This window comes from Streptococcus sp. 1559, assembly GCF_013276735.1.
In the GTDB taxonomy this organism is placed as follows: Bacteria; Bacillota; Bacilli; order Lactobacillales; family Streptococcaceae; genus Streptococcus; species Streptococcus pseudopneumoniae.
Genome location: NZ_VMLO01000054.1, coordinates 1 through 15,698 on the forward strand (window position 1 = coordinate 1; position 15,698 = coordinate 15,698).

At 41.7% G+C, this 15,698-nt stretch carries 19 protein-coding genes and 1 pseudogene; all 20 read left to right on the forward strand.

Annotation, left to right across the window (positions count from 1 at the left end):
• Positions 1-32: 32 nt before the first annotated feature.
• Positions 33-527, forward strand: coding sequence for a terminase small subunit (locus tag HT688_RS07615; RefSeq protein WP_054388424.1), 495 nt, complete (start codon positions 33-35; stop codon positions 525-527).
• The gene (locus tag HT688_RS07620) at positions 514-1,731 is read left to right on the forward strand and encodes a PBSX family phage terminase large subunit (RefSeq protein ID WP_054392815.1); all 1,218 of its coding nucleotides are present in this window, start codon (positions 514-516) and stop codon (positions 1,729-1,731) included. Before HT688_RS07615 ends, HT688_RS07620 begins: the two co-directional genes overlap by 14 nt.
• A gap of 11 nt (positions 1,732-1,742) precedes the next feature.
• On the forward strand, positions 1,743-3,212 hold the full coding sequence (locus HT688_RS07625) for a phage portal protein (protein WP_172923684.1): 1,470 nt from the start codon (positions 1,743-1,745) through the stop codon (positions 3,210-3,212).
• A complete protein-coding gene (locus HT688_RS07630) occupies positions 3,121-4,584 on the forward strand; it encodes a minor capsid protein (protein WP_240148166.1) in 1,464 nt (487 codons plus the stop codon). The genes HT688_RS07625 and HT688_RS07630 overlap by 92 nt, the downstream gene beginning before the upstream one ends.
• Before the next feature lie 155 nt (positions 4,585-4,739).
• Positions 4,740-5,003, forward strand: coding sequence for a hypothetical protein (locus HT688_RS07635; protein WP_050235100.1), 264 nt, complete (start codon positions 4,740-4,742; stop codon positions 5,001-5,003).
• Positions 5,004-5,338: 335 nt separating this feature from the next.
• On the forward strand, positions 5,339-5,923 hold the full coding sequence (locus tag HT688_RS07640) for a DUF4355 domain-containing protein (RefSeq protein WP_001288021.1): 585 nt from the start codon (positions 5,339-5,341) through the stop codon (positions 5,921-5,923).
• Between the two features lie 5 nt (positions 5,924-5,928).
• On the forward strand, positions 5,929-6,771 hold the full coding sequence (locus tag HT688_RS07645; protein ID WP_172923685.1) for a N4-gp56 family major capsid protein: 843 nt from the start codon (positions 5,929-5,931) through the stop codon (positions 6,769-6,771).
• A gap of 11 nt (positions 6,772-6,782) precedes the next feature.
• On the forward strand, positions 6,783-6,965 hold the full coding sequence (locus HT688_RS07650; RefSeq protein WP_000054933.1) for a Rho termination factor N-terminal domain-containing protein: 183 nt from the start codon (positions 6,783-6,785) through the stop codon (positions 6,963-6,965).
• On the forward strand, positions 6,955-7,143 hold the full coding sequence (locus HT688_RS07655; protein WP_000669846.1) for a hypothetical protein: 189 nt from the start codon (positions 6,955-6,957) through the stop codon (positions 7,141-7,143). Before HT688_RS07650 ends, HT688_RS07655 begins: the two co-directional genes overlap by 11 nt.
• 1 nt (position 7,144) lies before the next feature.
• Positions 7,145-7,456, forward strand: a complete 312-nt coding sequence (locus HT688_RS07660) for a phage head-tail connector protein (protein ID WP_000021220.1) — start codon at positions 7,145-7,147, stop codon at positions 7,454-7,456.
• The gene (locus tag HT688_RS07665) at positions 7,437-7,775 is read left to right on the forward strand and encodes a hypothetical protein (RefSeq protein WP_023937156.1); all 339 of its coding nucleotides are present in this window, start codon (positions 7,437-7,439) and stop codon (positions 7,773-7,775) included. Before HT688_RS07660 ends, HT688_RS07665 begins: the two co-directional genes overlap by 20 nt.
• Positions 7,750-8,265: an HK97-gp10 family putative phage morphogenesis protein gene (locus HT688_RS07670; protein ID WP_064496353.1), complete on the forward strand. Its 516-nt coding sequence runs from the start codon at positions 7,750-7,752 to the stop codon at positions 8,263-8,265. Before HT688_RS07665 ends, HT688_RS07670 begins: the two co-directional genes overlap by 26 nt.
• Positions 8,262-8,630 carry a hypothetical protein gene (locus HT688_RS07675; RefSeq protein ID WP_172923686.1) on the forward strand — a complete coding sequence of 123 codons (369 nt, stop codon included), beginning with the start codon at positions 8,262-8,264 and terminating at the stop codon, positions 8,628-8,630. The genes HT688_RS07670 and HT688_RS07675 overlap by 4 nt, the downstream gene beginning before the upstream one ends.
• A gap of 2 nt (positions 8,631-8,632) precedes the next feature.
• Positions 8,633-9,046, forward strand: coding sequence for a phage tail tube protein (locus HT688_RS07680; RefSeq protein WP_000880679.1), 414 nt, complete (start codon positions 8,633-8,635; stop codon positions 9,044-9,046).
• 4 nt (positions 9,047-9,050) lie between these two features.
• A complete protein-coding gene (locus HT688_RS07685) occupies positions 9,051-9,431 on the forward strand; it encodes a DUF6096 family protein (protein WP_055387707.1) in 381 nt (126 codons plus the stop codon).
• 38 nt (positions 9,432-9,469) lie between these two features.
• Complete coding sequence (locus HT688_RS07690; protein WP_055387706.1) at positions 9,470-9,820, forward strand: hypothetical protein; 351 nt, start codon at positions 9,470-9,472, stop codon at positions 9,818-9,820.
• Positions 9,807-10,349, forward strand: a pseudogene (locus tag HT688_RS07695) (hypothetical protein); the annotation flags it as partial. The gene HT688_RS07690 and the pseudogene HT688_RS07695, both read left to right, overlap by 14 nt.
• Positions 10,350-11,667: 1,318 nt before the next feature.
• Entirely contained in the window at positions 11,668-13,716 is a 2,049-nt protein-coding gene (locus tag HT688_RS07700; protein ID WP_119941816.1) for a phage tail tape measure protein, read from the forward strand.
• Between the two features lie 8 nt (positions 13,717-13,724).
• Entirely contained in the window at positions 13,725-14,075 is a 351-nt protein-coding gene (locus tag HT688_RS07705) for a DUF6711 family protein (protein ID WP_054392823.1), read from the forward strand.
• Positions 14,076-14,079: 4 nt separating this feature from the next.
• The gene (locus tag HT688_RS07710) at positions 14,080-15,681 is read left to right on the forward strand and encodes a pblB (RefSeq protein ID WP_240148167.1); all 1,602 of its coding nucleotides are present in this window, start codon (positions 14,080-14,082) and stop codon (positions 15,679-15,681) included.
• Positions 15,682-15,698 lie beyond the last annotated feature (17 nt).

Consider the following 15,698-nt stretch of genomic DNA (forward strand, 5'->3'; position numbering starts at 1 on the left):
CACGGGTGGTTATGACTTTGTGAATGGAGGTGATGGGCATTGGGTTAAATCAAAGACAAAAGATGTTTGCGAGCGAGTATTTGAGGACTGGAAATGTCTATCAATCCGCAATATTCGCAGGTTATAGTGAAGCGTATGCTAAGACAACCGCTAGTAAATTGCTAGAAAATGCAAGCGTTAAAACGTTTATACAAACCGAAACTGAAAAGATGCATGATGAAAATATTTTGAGTGCTAAAGAGGCTCTTTCAATTCTCTCAGACATCGCAAGAGGCCAGCGACTTGAGGAAGTTTTGATGATGAACCCTGTCACTGGTGAGGTGGATAGAGTTACGAAAAAGGCAGATAATAACACAGTTATTAAAGCGATAGCTGAAATATTGAAGCGTTATCCGACTGCTAAACAAGCTGAGAAACTAGAACTTGAAATCGAAAAACTTAAATCACAAATCGGTGTGGATAATGAGCAAGACGATAAATTGATAGAGTTTGCTAAGGCTTTGAGAGGTGCTTTTGACGACAAATAAATTTACGAAACGACAAGAAGAAGTACTTACACGAGTATTGAATGATGATTTTTTTATCTGTGGTCTCCATGGTGCAAAACGTTCAGGTAAAACTGTTCTAAACAATATGGTCTTCATGAATGAGATTGCACGAGTGAGAGAAACAGCGGATAGATTAAACATAGATGAGCCAATGTATATACTAGCTGGAACATCTTCAACATCGATACAAAACAATATCATTCAGGAACTGTATAACATGTTTGATATTGAACCTAAATACGATAAGCACGGAGCTTTTACCCTTTGCGGTGTCAAGGTAGTTCAAGTCTACACCGGTTCTATATCTGGTTTAAAACGCGCCCGTGGTTTTACTGCTTTTGGAGCTTATGTAAACGAGGCATCTCTTGCTAACGAACAAGTATTTAAAGAAATCATCTCACGTTGCTCAGGAGAAGGCGCAAGGATTGTTTGGGACAGTAACCCAGACATCCCAACTCACTGGCTCAGACGGGATTATATCAACTCTGGCGACGATATGATTATCGACTTTCATTTTAAGCTAGATGATAACACATTCATGTCTGATAGATACCGTGAGAATATAAAATCAGCCACACCGGCAGGCGTCTTCTATGACCGAGACATCCTTGGTCTGTGGGTGACTGGTGAGGGCGTCGTCTATCGTGATTTTAGTGAGAATATGTTTGTAGATAACGTACCAGAAGATATCACTAAAGTCTACGCTGGTGTTGACTGGGGATATGAACACTTTGGCTCTATCGTTGTTATTGGAGAGACGTCTGACGGTTCGGTTTATCTATTAGAAGAGCACGCGCATCAATACAAGGAGATTGATTTTTGGGTAGACCTCGCTAAGAATATCAAGGAACGATACGGGAATATTACGTTCTGGGCAGATAGTGCACGACCTGAACACGTTGCAAGATTTCAAAGAGAGCAATTAAAGACGTTTAACGCTAATAAAGCAGTCTTGTCTGGTATTGAAGAAGTAGCCAAGCTGATGAAAACTGGGCGCTTTTTTGTTGTATCAAACAAGGTCAGCAAGTTCAAAGATGAGGTCTATCAATACATCTGGAACGAAAAGACAGGCGAACCAGTGAAAGAGAATGACGACGTACTAGATGCGGTGCGTTATGCGATTTACTCGCAACATTCGCAACCAAAAGCAACCGTCCGCAGACGTTCTGATTATGGTCTATAGAGAGGAAAGACATGTACCAATATTTAACCTATCCACGGGATGGATATGATGAGGGTTCTTTGAAGAAAGACCTGATTTACAAATTGATAACGATACATAACACTGAAAGCTCACATTTGAAGAAGCTTAAAAGCTACTATTTGGGTGAGCATGCTATCTTAGAACACACGAGACGCAACGTGAACGCACCTAATTACAAGACGGTAGCCAATCATGCCAAGGATATCGCAGACACGGCTACGGGCTATTTTATGGGCAATCCTATCAAGTACAATAACACTGCTGAAGGTGATATCGATGAACTACTTACAGCCTTTGATGGCGCTGAGATTGACCAAGTAGATGCTCAGAATGCTTTGAACATGGCCATCTATGGTCGTGCTTACGAGTACATCTATGCTAAAGAGGGATTGACTGAGTTGGACTCAACTAGTATTGACCCAGAAAACACCTTCATGGTCTACGATGATAGCATTGAGCGGAAGCCTTTGTTTGCGGTCTACTACTATAAAGTCGAAGATGATACGAAAGACACTACCAAGCATCAGGCAGAGGTCTTTACCGAAAATCTGCACTATCACATGGTTCTGCGTGATTCAAGCACAGGAACAACACAGAATGAGGAAGTAGAAGAACATAATCTTGGTCAAATCCCGATTATCGAGTATCGCAACAATCACTTTGCGATTGGAGACTACGAGCAACAGATTAGCTTGATTGACGCTTATAATTCCTTGATGGGTAATCGTGTCAATGACAAGGAGCAGGCAGTAGAGTCTATCCTTGTCTTATATGGCACACAGTTAGCAGACACTCCAGAAGATGCTAAGGTAGCGATGAAGATTCTTTCTGAAGAAGGTCTTTTGGAATTGCCGGGCGATAGTGCAAGAGCCGAGTTCTTGAAGAATACGCTGGATGAAAGTGCTACGGAAATCTTGCGTACAGCTCTTAAAGAGGACATCTACACATTTAGCCATGTGCCTAATTTGACTGATGAGAATTTCGCAGGGAATACATCAGGCGTAGCCATGGAATTTAAGCTGATGGGCCTTGAGATGATTACTAAGACCAAGGAAGCGAACTATAAGCGAGGATTGCGTCAGCGTATTGCGATTTTTGCTCATTACTTGGGTATGAAACAGATTGCACTAGAGTCTCATTCAATCGTTCCACAATTCAGCCGTGGTTTGCCCAAAAACTTGCTGGAAATCTCTCAGATTGTGAACAATTTGGAAGGTAAAGTGACCAATAGGCAGCTTATTTCTCTCTTGCCGTTTGTGGAAGACCCTGACGCTGAGCTGGAAGCCTTGGAAGAAGAGAAAAAGAAGAACATGGAAGACATGTCGATGTTCAACAAAGACAACACGAAACCCGAAGACGAGGTAGAGGATGAAGAATCAGGAGTATTGGGCGAAGAGGAAAGCCAATCTGATTTACCAGCAGATGGACAAGGCCGAAAAGCAGGCAGACCAGTTCGATAAGGTCTATCAGGAAGCCAAGACTTACTTGGATAAGGAAGTCAATAAGATTTTTGATAAGTTCCAACGTGATTATGGTCTAAGTCAGGTAGACGCTAGACAAGTTTTGAAGAACATGAAAGACAAGAAAAATCTGAATGAACTTCGTAAAGTACTTGAAGCAAGACCGAATGCCCCGAACATCCAAAGATTACTAGCTGACTTAGACAGCCCAGCTTATTCTTTTCGTATGAAGCGCCTAGAGCGTTTGAGTGATGATTTAGATCGTATGCGTGAATCTATCTATCATTCAGAGAAGACGGGCTCAGACGCCTTCTATAGCGACCTGATGAAGGATAGTTACTACAAGGCTACCTTTGACCTGCAACAGCAGACAGGGCTGGCATATGGCTTTTCTGGGCTTCCTGAGAGCGAGATTAAACATCTACAGTCTTTTAGTTGGGTAGGAGATGGAAGTACCTACTCAACAAACATCTGGAAGAATACGGGGAAGCTTACTTCTAGCATAAAAGATGAACTACTCATGAGCCTCATGACAGGAAGAGGAACACGAGAAACGGCACAAGCAATTGCTGAGAGGTTCAATGTAGGTCAGAATGATGCAAGGCGTTTGGTTCGGACAGAATCAGCCTTTTTTCATAACCAAATGGAACTACTCAGCTATGAAGAAGCAGAAATAGAGAAGTATATCTTTGTAGCCGTCTTAGACAAGCGTACATCACATATCTGCCAAGAGCACGATAATAAGGTCTATGATAGGGATAAGGCTGTCCCTGGTGTCAATTGTCCGCCTATGCACCCTTGGTGTAGGTCTACTACTGTCGGATACGATGAGGACGCAGACTACAGCAAGCTGAAGCGCAGAGCAAGGAATCCAGAAACAGGTAAGACCGAGCTAGTACCTGCTGATATGACTTATAAAGAGTGGTATAGCAAGTATGTGGATGGTAATAGAGAGTCTATTAAACATGCTGAAGGAACACTTAAAACAACTAGTGATATCTTGTTTGAAGAAAGGTTACCTAAAGTAGTTGAAGAAAAAGTTTTAAACCACTTTGATTTCTTTAATAACTCAAGAATAGTTTTGAGACCCGAACGGTTAGAACATATATTGGAAGGTCATTCTGATATAGGTGATGATGTAGAGGGAATTGTTCATGGGGTGATTAAAAAGCCTGATATGATTTTGATAGATCATAAAAACGATAATAGCATTTTAGTTTTAGGTACAAGTCTTGAGAATAGTGTAAATGTAGTTGTTAGATTATCAAATACAGACTTTGACAATTCAATAATAACAGCTATGAGAGTGTCTGACAAAACTCTGAAAAGACTACTTAAGAAAAACAAAAAAATCTATGACAAAAATGAATAGATTTGATATAATTAGTCTAAAGAGAAGTGAGGTAGAGATGATAGTGTCGCTACGCAACTTCATAGTATGAGATGACGGGACAGGCACACCGTCCACTACTCTTAAGCACCTAGAGAAATCTAAGTGCTTTTTTCGTACCCAGAAAGGAGCGAGAAATGAAATATCGTAAAAAGCCAGTAGTAGTTGAAGCCGTGCAGTTTTTAGATACAGAAGAAGCTATAGATGAGCTATGCGATTTTGGATTAGATCCAGTACGGATTGATTACGCAGACTTAAAAAATCCTCTTTTAAAAATCGAAACGCTTGAAGGATTGATGATTGCGACAGAAGGGGATTACATTATTAAAGGAGTTCAGGGCGAGTACTATCCATGCAAACCTGACATCTTTAAAGAAACATATGAAAAAGTAGAGGAGTAAGATATGTTCATCTGGGATTTAGTATCAATTTTATTGGGTTGGATTATATTTTTTGCATTAATTTTGTTCGTAATAATTAAATTATTCGAAGTAATCTCAGCAGTAATTTCAACTCTAAAAGTCGGAATTGAATACAGAAAGAAACTGAAACAACTGAAAAATAAATAACCTAACCGCATCGAAATCGAGGCGGTTTTCTAATGCTCTAACCGTATGGAATCCTGTACGGTTTTAATATTGTCCAAACTGTACCGATGACATTAAAAGCTGTACTGTTCCGTCGCCGGACGTAAAACGAGATTATCGAGTGGCGACGTAATCGCTGGAGGACAATTATGTCAGAAGAAATCAATGCAACTGTATCTACTGAATCAACTGAGACTGTCGACACTCAAGAAAATGTTGATACAGTGCAGGAAGAAAAGCACGAACGAACTTTCACTCGTGCTGAAATCGGTAAGATGCTATCTGCCGAACGCTCTAAATGGGAAGCTGAGCAAGAAGCCAAGGAAAACGAAGCTAAGAAACTTGCCAAGATGAACGCTGATGAAAAACAGAAATATCAGTTGGATCAGCGTGAGCAAGAACTAGCTGACCGTGAAAAGGCTATTGCTCGCAAGGAATTGACCGCAGAAGCTAAAGCAATGCTAAGTGAACGTGACTTACCTGTTGAGTTAGTGAATGTAGTTGATTTGACAAGCGCAGAGACGGTATCGCAGTCTGTCGCTGTATTGCAGAAATCATGGGAACAAGCCGTGCAAAAAGGCGTACAAGAAAAGCTAAAAGGCGGAGCTCCAATGAAGCAAGCACCAGTCGATAGTGACGGTATCACAAAAGAAGAATTTGCTCGCATGGGTTATCAGAGTCGAAATGAACTCTATCAAAAGAACCCAGAACTCTATAAGAAATTGAAAGGTTAAAATAAATGACAGCAGGACAAACTAAACTAGCCACTATGGTTAACCCAGAAGTGATGGCGGACATGGTTTCCGCTAAACTACCTAAATTGATTAAATTTACTCCACTTGCTTATGTGGAAACAGCACTCCAAGGACAGCCAGGGAGCACTCTAACAGTTCCAGCATGGGAGTATGCAGGAGATGCGACTGAGGTCGGAGAAGGTCAAGCTATTCCACTAGACCAATTGACTACTAAAAAGACCACTATGACCATCAAAAAGGCTGGTAAAGGTTATGAAATTACCGATGAAACTCTTTTGTCAGCTCATGGCGACCCACTAGGTCAAGCGGCTTACCAACTAGGTTTGGCTATTGCTAATAAGATTGATAACGATCTTGTAGAAGTTGCTAAAACTGCAACACAACATATTACAGAAACTCCTACAACTCTTGAGGCAATTGATAAGGCTCTTGATATTTTTGAGGATGAAGAAGATGCACAGTATGTTGCTATCATCAACCCTAAAGATGCTATCAAGCTAAAAACTGACGTAGCAAAAGAATGGACTAAAGGTTCAGAGCTTGGTGCAGATATGGTTGTTTCTGGAACCTTTGGTGAAGTTGCCGGTGTGCAAATCGTCCGTTCTAAAAAAGTTGATGAAGGTAAAGGATTTATCGTCAAAGTCTCTCCTAGCCAAACTCAGACAGACGATGCCAACAAATATGGTGCGTTTGTTATCATGCTAAAACGTGATGTGGCTATCGAAACAGACCGTGACATCCTTAAAAAGACAACGGTTATCACTGGTGACAAACACTATGGTGTTTACCTATACGACCCTACACGAGTTGTAAAATTCGGTGAGTAAGAGGTGATGATATGAGCTTATTGCTACGACGTCATTATATCCAAGAGGAGCAAGCTGGCCAGTATTCTGATTTAGAAAATAAGACTTTAGAAGAGTTGAAGAATCTAGCTAAAGAAGCTGGCATAACTGGTGCCTATAAGTTATCAAAAGCTGAAATTGTAGAGGTGTTGGAGGATTTAAAAAGTGAAATTTAAAGTCAAACAAGATTTCTATGATTGGGAATTAAATGTGAAACGACTGGCAGGGGAGGAACTTGAGATTACTGAGGAGCGCTATGCCGAGCTGGCAGATAATTTCGCCAGCAATGGTGTCGCTATCTCAGACGTTCTTGAGGAAATTCTCCCTGAGCCTGAGTTTTTAGAAGAGGATTGATATGTCTATAGAGTTGCTGAAGAAATTAACAGGCGAAGAAGATACTCAGCTTCTCATGTTGCTCCAAACGAGGGCTACAAATCTTATCTTATCAGAGACTAACCGCACATCTTTGACACCTGCTTTAAGCCTCTTAATACCTGAGGTCGCTATCGAGCTCCACAATCGCTCAGGAGCGGAAGGAGAGCATTCCAGAACCGAGGGTGGTATAGCAGTAGTCTACGGAGAAAACGGCCTGTCTACGGGTCTTTTACAGCGTATACGCATGCACAGATTAGCAAGGGTGGCAGGCCATGTTTTTGAAGCAGAGTAGACTGAAACCTTATCCAATGCGACGGTTTGAAAAGACTGTCACAGAGGAAGGTGTCGCAAAAGAAGGGTATGCCAAGGAAGCTGAGACAGTCCGCCTTGAATTGTGGCCAGCTGGTAGTAAACTACAATCTGAATTGTATGGTGAGCGTGTCAACGACATTTTGAACGCAAATGCCAACAAGTCAGCTACTATCAAAGTGAAAGATGGTGTGTGTATCGATAGCCCGACGGAAGTGACTCACAGGGTTATCTCTAAAAAGGTCTACACATATCATCAAGTTTTGGAGTTAGAGCGTGTCAGAGCTACGAGGGGCAGATAGGCTCATAGCTAAATGTAGACGATTGGCTAGTAAAAAAACTGGCGAGGATATCGTCTTACGTGCGGTACACAATGCTGCTATAAAGGTTGTCCAAGCTGATGCTAAAAGACTAGCACCAGGCAACAATGGAGAACTTAGAAACAGTATCAAGACTAGGGTTAAAATGGACGGAGATAAGGCTATAGGTGAGGTTTACACAAATCTACACTATGCTCCTTATGTTGAGTTTGGAACAGGACCCAAGGGTCAGGCTAGTCATTCGGGTATATCGCCAGAGGTCAGCGTGTCTTACAGGTCTAGTCCGTGGTATGTGCATGAAGACCAAATCAATGTAGGGCCTTACCACTTTCAAAAGATTGGGGAGTTCTACAAGATGTATGGTCAACCTGCTCAGCCTTATCTTTATCCAGCTTTGAGAGACAATCAAGAGCGTGTGTCTAAGAATATTTCGGATTATGTCCGTAGAAAGATAAGAGAACAAATAAAATGATTAATATCAAGCCTGTTATTTATAAAGAATTGCAAAAGGTTGCAGATAATGTGACTGATACTTATCCTAGCGATTGGGAGACTTTTCCAGTCGTTATTTTTTTGGAAGAACAAAACAAGCCGGGTGATTGGTTTGATGACCAGGAACAAAAATCCTCTATCCGCTACAAGGTGGATATCTTTGATGATACAAGCACTAGTGAGTTAGCTGTTAAAATCAATCAGATTTTTGAGTCTTTAGGTTTGCGAAGAACCGACTGCCAAGACGTGCCAGACCCGTCTTATTTGAGACATAAGGTCATGCGTTTTGAAGGTGTCGTTGACTTACACTCAGAGCTTGTTTTTCAATTTAGAATGGAGAATTAAACATGTTAGCAAACGGAATTACGCTTTCTTATAGCGAAACCAAAGGTAGCTATACTAAGCTTGTTGGATTGAAAGAAGTACCAGAGTTTGGTATCGAACCTGAAAAAGTAGAGAACACTACTCTTGAAGATAAAGTTAAGAAGTACGAATTTGGTATTGGTGATGCAGGGGAATTGGAATACAAGTTCTCTTATAACAATTCAAGCGAAACTGCTCCTTACCGTGTATTGCGTAAGGCAGCAGACGACAAGAAGAAACTCTACTTTGAACAAGCTTATCCAGACGGTACTAAGGTCAATTTTGAAGGCCAAGTATCTGTTAAACTGGGCGGTGGCGGTGTCAATGCCGTTATCGAGTTCACACTTAAGATTGCATTGCAGTCAGAATTGGAATTTACAGACGGTCTTGGAGGTTAATTAAATGGCGTTACCTTACTCAATTTGGAAGATTAGCGATGAGAAAGAGTTAAAACTACGACTTTCATCTCATCAAGCAGCAAAAGTTGAAGAAAAAATCGGTATGAACTTACTGAAAATCTTCATGCCTGAAGCTGGCGAAGAGTTTCCTTTGCCTCCTTTAAAAGTTGTATTGCTCTTGATTCATGGAGCTTTGCAAAAGTATGAGAATGGGTATTCTCTTGAGGATGTCTACGATCTATACGATGAATACGTGGATAATGGTGGAGACCAAACAACCTTCATGACAGAGGTTTTAATGCCACTCTTTGAAGTGTCGGGTTTTACTCCACGAGGAAGCAAGGACAAGAAAACTTCCAAGAAGAAAATGACAGTAGTCGAGTAATCTTAACGGTAACGCAGATTATTGAGAGGCTTTATCCTATGTTTTTGGACATCGGGGGTAAGCCTCTTGATTTTTGGGATTTAACGGTGCTTGAAATCAGGGAAATGATTGAAAGCTACAACCGTGTCAAAATCCAAGAGCGTAAAGAGAAGATTATTGACTCGTACAGACTTTCGCAGATGATTTCCAATCACGTTTCTTTATTGTTATCCAAAGATGCCAAGGTCTTTGAGTTCTGGGAATATGCGCCTGAGTTGTTTGTAGAAGAACAACAAGCAGTAGAACAGGAACGACAGAGACAAGCGCTTTTGTTGCATAAGGAACGGATGCGTGATTTTGCAGAAAGACACAATCGCAAAAGGAAGGAGGAAATGAATGGCAACTCTTGACGAATTGAAAGTCATGATTGACGCTGAGATAGCGCCTTTCAGGAAGAAGATGAAAGAAGTCGAGAATCAGGTCAAGGGAACATCTGACCAAGTGAAGAATGCCACTGCCAAAGTTCGTGAACAGTCGAATTCTATCGGTAGTGCGTTTGGTAAGCTAGCTAAGTTCGCTGGTTTTGCAATCCTTGGTAAGAAATTGCTTGATGTTGGGATGTATTCAACGCAGACAGCTCTTGAAGTATCAGCGGCTATGAACCAAATCAAGCGACAGATGGGCGAGAGTTCGCAATCTTTCTTAAAATGGGTTAACGATAACGCTAATGCCATGAATATGGGTGTGGGCGAGGCTACTAACTATGGTGCAGTCTACTCAAACTTATTTTCTGGATTTATCAAAGACACCAACAAGCTAAGCGCTTATACTGCTAAGATGTTGCAGACATCGGCAGTGGTTGCTGAAGGCTCAGGGCGTAGCATTACAGATGTTATGGAGCGGATTCGCTCAGGTCTACTAGGGAACACCGAAGCGATAGACTTTTGTCGCACCGCTTAGAAATAGGCGGATTAAGAACTTACCAAAATCGGTAAAACTCTAAATTTTAAGTAATTAAAACATGACGATACCGAGGTAAACTAAGCAATTAAAAAGGCTTGGTCACCGTAGAGCATAGGGATTGAACCTGTGCTTTTTGTTTTGTCAAAAAGTATAGAATAAAATATCCCCACGAGTGGTGAGCACCTAGACAATTCGGTTGTAGGTGAAAATATATGCCGAACTTACAAGAAATTGTAAGAAGTATGGATAAAAAGCCATGCGATAACATTATTGAGAAGACCTAGGAATCAACGTCAACGTGGCTATGATTGAATCCACTGAAGCCTTTAAGAAGTTCGCAAACGGACAGAGCTGGCAACAGTTGGATTACCAAACCCAGCAACAAATCCGCCTAATGGCTATCCTGGAGCAGGCTACAGCTAAGTATGGGAATACCTTGTCTAATTCTGTAAATGGTCGTATCAGCCTGTTTAAGTCGCTGATGAAGGACGCAGCATTGAACCTTGGTAACTCTATGTTGCCGATTATCAATGCCATTATGCCTGTCTTGAACTCTTTTGCTATGGTTTTGAAGAACGTGACGGCTAAACTCGCTGAGTTTATCGCTTTGATGTTCAACAAGAAAGCAACAGTGAAAGATGGTGTTGGTGGAGCGGTTGGAGACATGGGTAACGCCATGAAGGATGCTGCAGGAGGTGCAGGAGATCTTGCTGATGCAGTAGACGACGCTGGAGATTCAGCAGGAGGACTTGCTGATAATCTTGGAGACTCAGCCAAAAACGCTAAGAAGGCCGCTAAAGAGTTGCTAGGTCTTTTGGGATTTGATGAGATTAACATCTTACAAAAACCAAAAGACGATGATGCAGGCGGTTCTGGCGGTGGCAAAGGTGGTAAAGGAAAGGGAGGCGGTGGCGGACCTTTCAAAGACATCTTGCCAGAAGTCGAGTTGACCGACATGGACAACCAGTTCAAGAGCATTTTTGATGGACTTGGAGATAAGCTCAAAGGGTTGTTTGACCTCTTCAAGAAAGGTTTTGATGCAGCATTTAGACCAGAAGGTATTGAACGCATTAAGACCGCCTTAGACCAAATAGCTAAGACAATGGGAGAAATCGCTACTGATCCAAGAGTTGTGAATGCCTTTAACCGAATGGCTGAGAAAATCGCTTATGCTTTAGGGCAAGTGACAGGCTCAATAGCTACTATCGGTCTAGGTATCGGTGTTTTCCTTGCCGAAAGTATTGCAAATGGTCTTGGAAGGCAAAAAGAACGCATTACCAGGACGCTAGTCGCTTTGTTTGATAATATTGGTAACATTGCAGAGGCTGTAGGAAACATCGCTCAGGCCTTTTCTAGTGCTTTCTACGACGTCATTACCTCAACCGGTGCGGTTCGTATCGGTAGCGCTATTGTGTCAACTCTATTAAGCTTGACATCTACCATTGTTGAAGTCGGTAGCAAACTAGCAGGAAGTTTGTTTAAAGGTTTTGAAAAAGTCGTTGTGACAAGCGCTCCTAAAATTTCATCAATGCTTCAAAGTCTTTTGGACATTGTAGCTCCGATATTTGAAACTATTGAGAGTGTTGTTGATAAGTTTGGCGATGGCTTAAGTCGTGTTTATGATGAACATGTAGCCCCTGCTATTGACTCTATTGCTAATGCTTTTAACGGACTAATTGATATTATTCAAATACTTTGGGAAGGAAGTTGGAAGCCTTTTGCAGAGTTCTTGTCTAACACATTCGGTATAAGTATTGAAACTGTCGCTGATTTAGTAGGTGGTATCATACTAGAGGCATTGAAGTTACTAGCTGATACAATCAAGCTAGTAGCTGATGGTTTTACTGCTTTTTCAGATTGGTGTAAAGAAAATAAAGAGATTATCTCCACGATCGCTAATGCGATTGGTACGCTTGCAACCGTGTGGCAAGGAATTAAGTTCTTGTCTTGGGCGGAACAAGCTGGAGGACTTGCAGGAGCATTCGAATTATTAAGTGGTAAGGTTTCATTTATTGTTAGCGGAATTAAAGATCTTGGACTAGCTTTAAAAGCTTTGACATTTGATAAATTGGTCAGCTTCGGAGAAACCATCTATTTGAATGCATTGTATGCAAAAGACTTTGTAGTCAATTCAGGTAAATTGATTGCCGAGTTAGGAAAAACCGCTTTAGAACTTGGTAAATCAGCGCTAGCTTGGGGTGTTCATGCAGCACAAATGGGACTTGCAGCAGCGGCAGAGATCGCTCAATCGATTGCAGCAGGAGTTGCAGCAGCTGCAACATGGGCACTCAATGGGGCTATTGCGGTATTGACCAGTCCGATAACTTTAGTTATTGCAGCAATTGCAGCCTTAATTGCTATTGGTGTCTTGCTTTACCAAAACTGGGACACTGTTGTTGAGTTTGCTAAAACAGCATGGCAAGGACTATGTGATTTTATCAGTGGTATTTGTCAAGCTATCGGCGAATTTTTCAGCGGTCTATGGACGAAACTCCAAGAAATCTTTGAGCCAATAGGTCAATGGTTTGGCGAGAAGTTCCAGCAAGGATGGGATGCAATAAGCAATACATTTAGCAAGTTGGGCTCTTGGTTTGGTGACCGTTGGAACGAATCTAAAGATGCGCTTGCCGAAGCAAACACTTGGTTAGGTGATAAATTCAAGTCCGGTAGGGGTAAAGTGAACTCAGCTTTTGAAAAAGTTGGCTCTTGGTTTGGTGATAGATGGAAAGATATCAAAGATGGAGTAAAAGAAGCTGATACATGGTTTGGCGAGAAATTTGAGAGTGCAAAAAAGAAAACTCAGAATCCTTTCCAAAAAATCGGTTCTTGGTTTGGTGATAGATGGAAAAATATGCAAGATGCCTTGAAAGAAATCCCCAACTGGTTCAAGAATCTGTTTAATGATGCAATGGATAATGCTAAAAACATCGTTAAAAGTGGTATCGATAAACTAAAAAGCTTCTTTAACTTTGATTGGAGCTTACCAAAAATCAAACTCCCTCACTTTAATATATCTGGTAGCTTCAGCTTGATGCCTCCTAGAATTCCATCATTCTCTGTAGATTGGTATGCACGAGGCGGTGTATTCAACTCTCCTAGCATCATTGGGGTCGGAGAAGCTGGTCAAGAAGCGGTAATGCCTCTTGAACGGAATACAGGATGGATTTCTATCTTGGCTCAAAAACTGGCTGAAAGAATGCCTGCTAATAATGTACCTACAGGTTATTCATTACCGGCTGGCGACATCGTTATCCAAATCGCAGGCCATGAGTTCGGACGGGTAGCTATCCAAGAAATTAACAAGGAACATGAACGAGCAGGTCAAACCTTGCTCAAGATTTAGGAGGTTAAATGGCACAATTGAGAATCAATGGGGTGGCTGTGAAGCCTCCCAAATATTTTCAGGTCGGTATTCAAGATATCGATGGAGAAACAGGGCGTAATGCCAATGGCGACATGGTGCGTGACCGTATCACGACTAAGCGAAAACTAGACTGTGAATGGGGCATGCTGACTCAGGAAGAAATGAGTCAGCTTTTACATGCTGTATCATCTGAATTTTTTGAGGTATCTTATTCAGACCCCATGGATGGGCAAGTCACAAAAACTTTCTACGTCGGTGATAGGACAGCTCCTAGCTATAGCTTTACTGAGAAGTTTAAACCTTGGTCTGGCGCTAAATTTAATCTGGTAGAGAGGTAAGAAAATGGATGCTTTAACCAGACGACAATTTGACAGAGCCATGTTTGCCAAGGAAAGGACGCTGACTATTCGTGTTGGTGATTATACTTCACGGGATATCAAAGAGGCTAGTTTTGAGTATGGCTACATCAAGGGCGATACTTATAAGCCTGGTGGAACCTGCGCTGGTAGCGGTAAAATTACCTTTACCAGTATCATTACCACGTTCAATAAGCTGGATACCCTGCACCCTGAGATTGGTCTACTGGTTGGGGATACCTACCAGTGGGTCAAGATGGGGGAATACTTCATCAACGATATTGAGATTGACCGAAACCGCAACACAACCACACTTGAACTTATGGATGGTATGTTTAAGCTCAATCGTGAGTATGTGACAGATTTGCATTTCCCAGCTGAAGTACGAGAGGTTATTCAGGAAATCTGCCTGAAAACAGGCATTGAGTTAGCGAATGACTATTTCGGAATCAGCGCGATGCGTTACCATGTCGAGCAAGTTCCTGAAGGAAAGAAACTTTCATTTAGGGATATGCTGAGCGCTATGACTCAGATGATAGGGATGTCTTGTTTCTTCAACCGAGAAGGGAAGATGGAAATCCGTGATTTAACTGAGTCAAATATCACGATAAACGCAGACAGTTACTTCCTACATGGTTTAACCAAGAGTGAGATTGAGTATCAGATAGCTGGTATTACTTGTAAGACAGATAAGAAGCCTCTTACGGTTGGTATGAAGACAGGTCGGTCTTTGGAACTAGACAATGTCTTCATGACCCAGAGCGCCTTAAACGACCTGTATTACAAGCTGAAAAACCTGACTTACTATTCGTATAATCTCAACTACCAAGGGCATTTACTGCTTGAGGTTGGGCAGTGGGTAACCATTCAGACCAACAAGAAAGAAACCTTTAAAGTTCCTGTCTTAAGTCAGAGCTTTACTTTCAAAGGTGGTCTAAGAGGTCGTATCAGCGCAGATAGTAAAGCTGGAAATGATACGCAGTATTCTTACGAGGGTACGATTACCAAGCAGATTAAGCAACAAGATGGCTTTGAAGCGAAAATCCAAGCGCAGATTGAAGCAGCAGATAAAGATTTTGACCAAAAGGTCGACAAAATCAAAAAGGACTTTAACGATCAAGTAGAACTTGCCAAGGCTAAGGCGGAAGAAGTCAAGCAAGAAGTGTCTGACACTATCAATCAGCGTTTCAATAGCTTTCATGATGAACCTTTACGAGAATCAAGGCGCAAGGCTGAGGAAGCTTTGAGACAAGCTGGCGCAAGTAGCTCTCTTGCTCAGGAAGCCAAGCAGATTGGGCTGGATTCTGTTGCTAGACTTGAAGCGTTTAAGTCGCAGACTAGGAGTGCTCAGACGGCTTTGTCGGGTGATTTGAATCTTCTAAAGCAGACAGTTACCAATGATATAAGCTCCAAGCAAAGGCAACTTAAAATTGACATTTCCAAACAAGTTCAAGCTCTCGGTCAGATAAAGAATGACTTGGCTGGAGTCAGAAGCTCTCAGGCAAGATATGAAGAGACGACTAAAGGCAGGCTAACTGCACTGACGAACAGAATGGAAGGGAAAGCTAACAAATCAGAAGTCAGGTAAACAGCAGAGACTCTGAC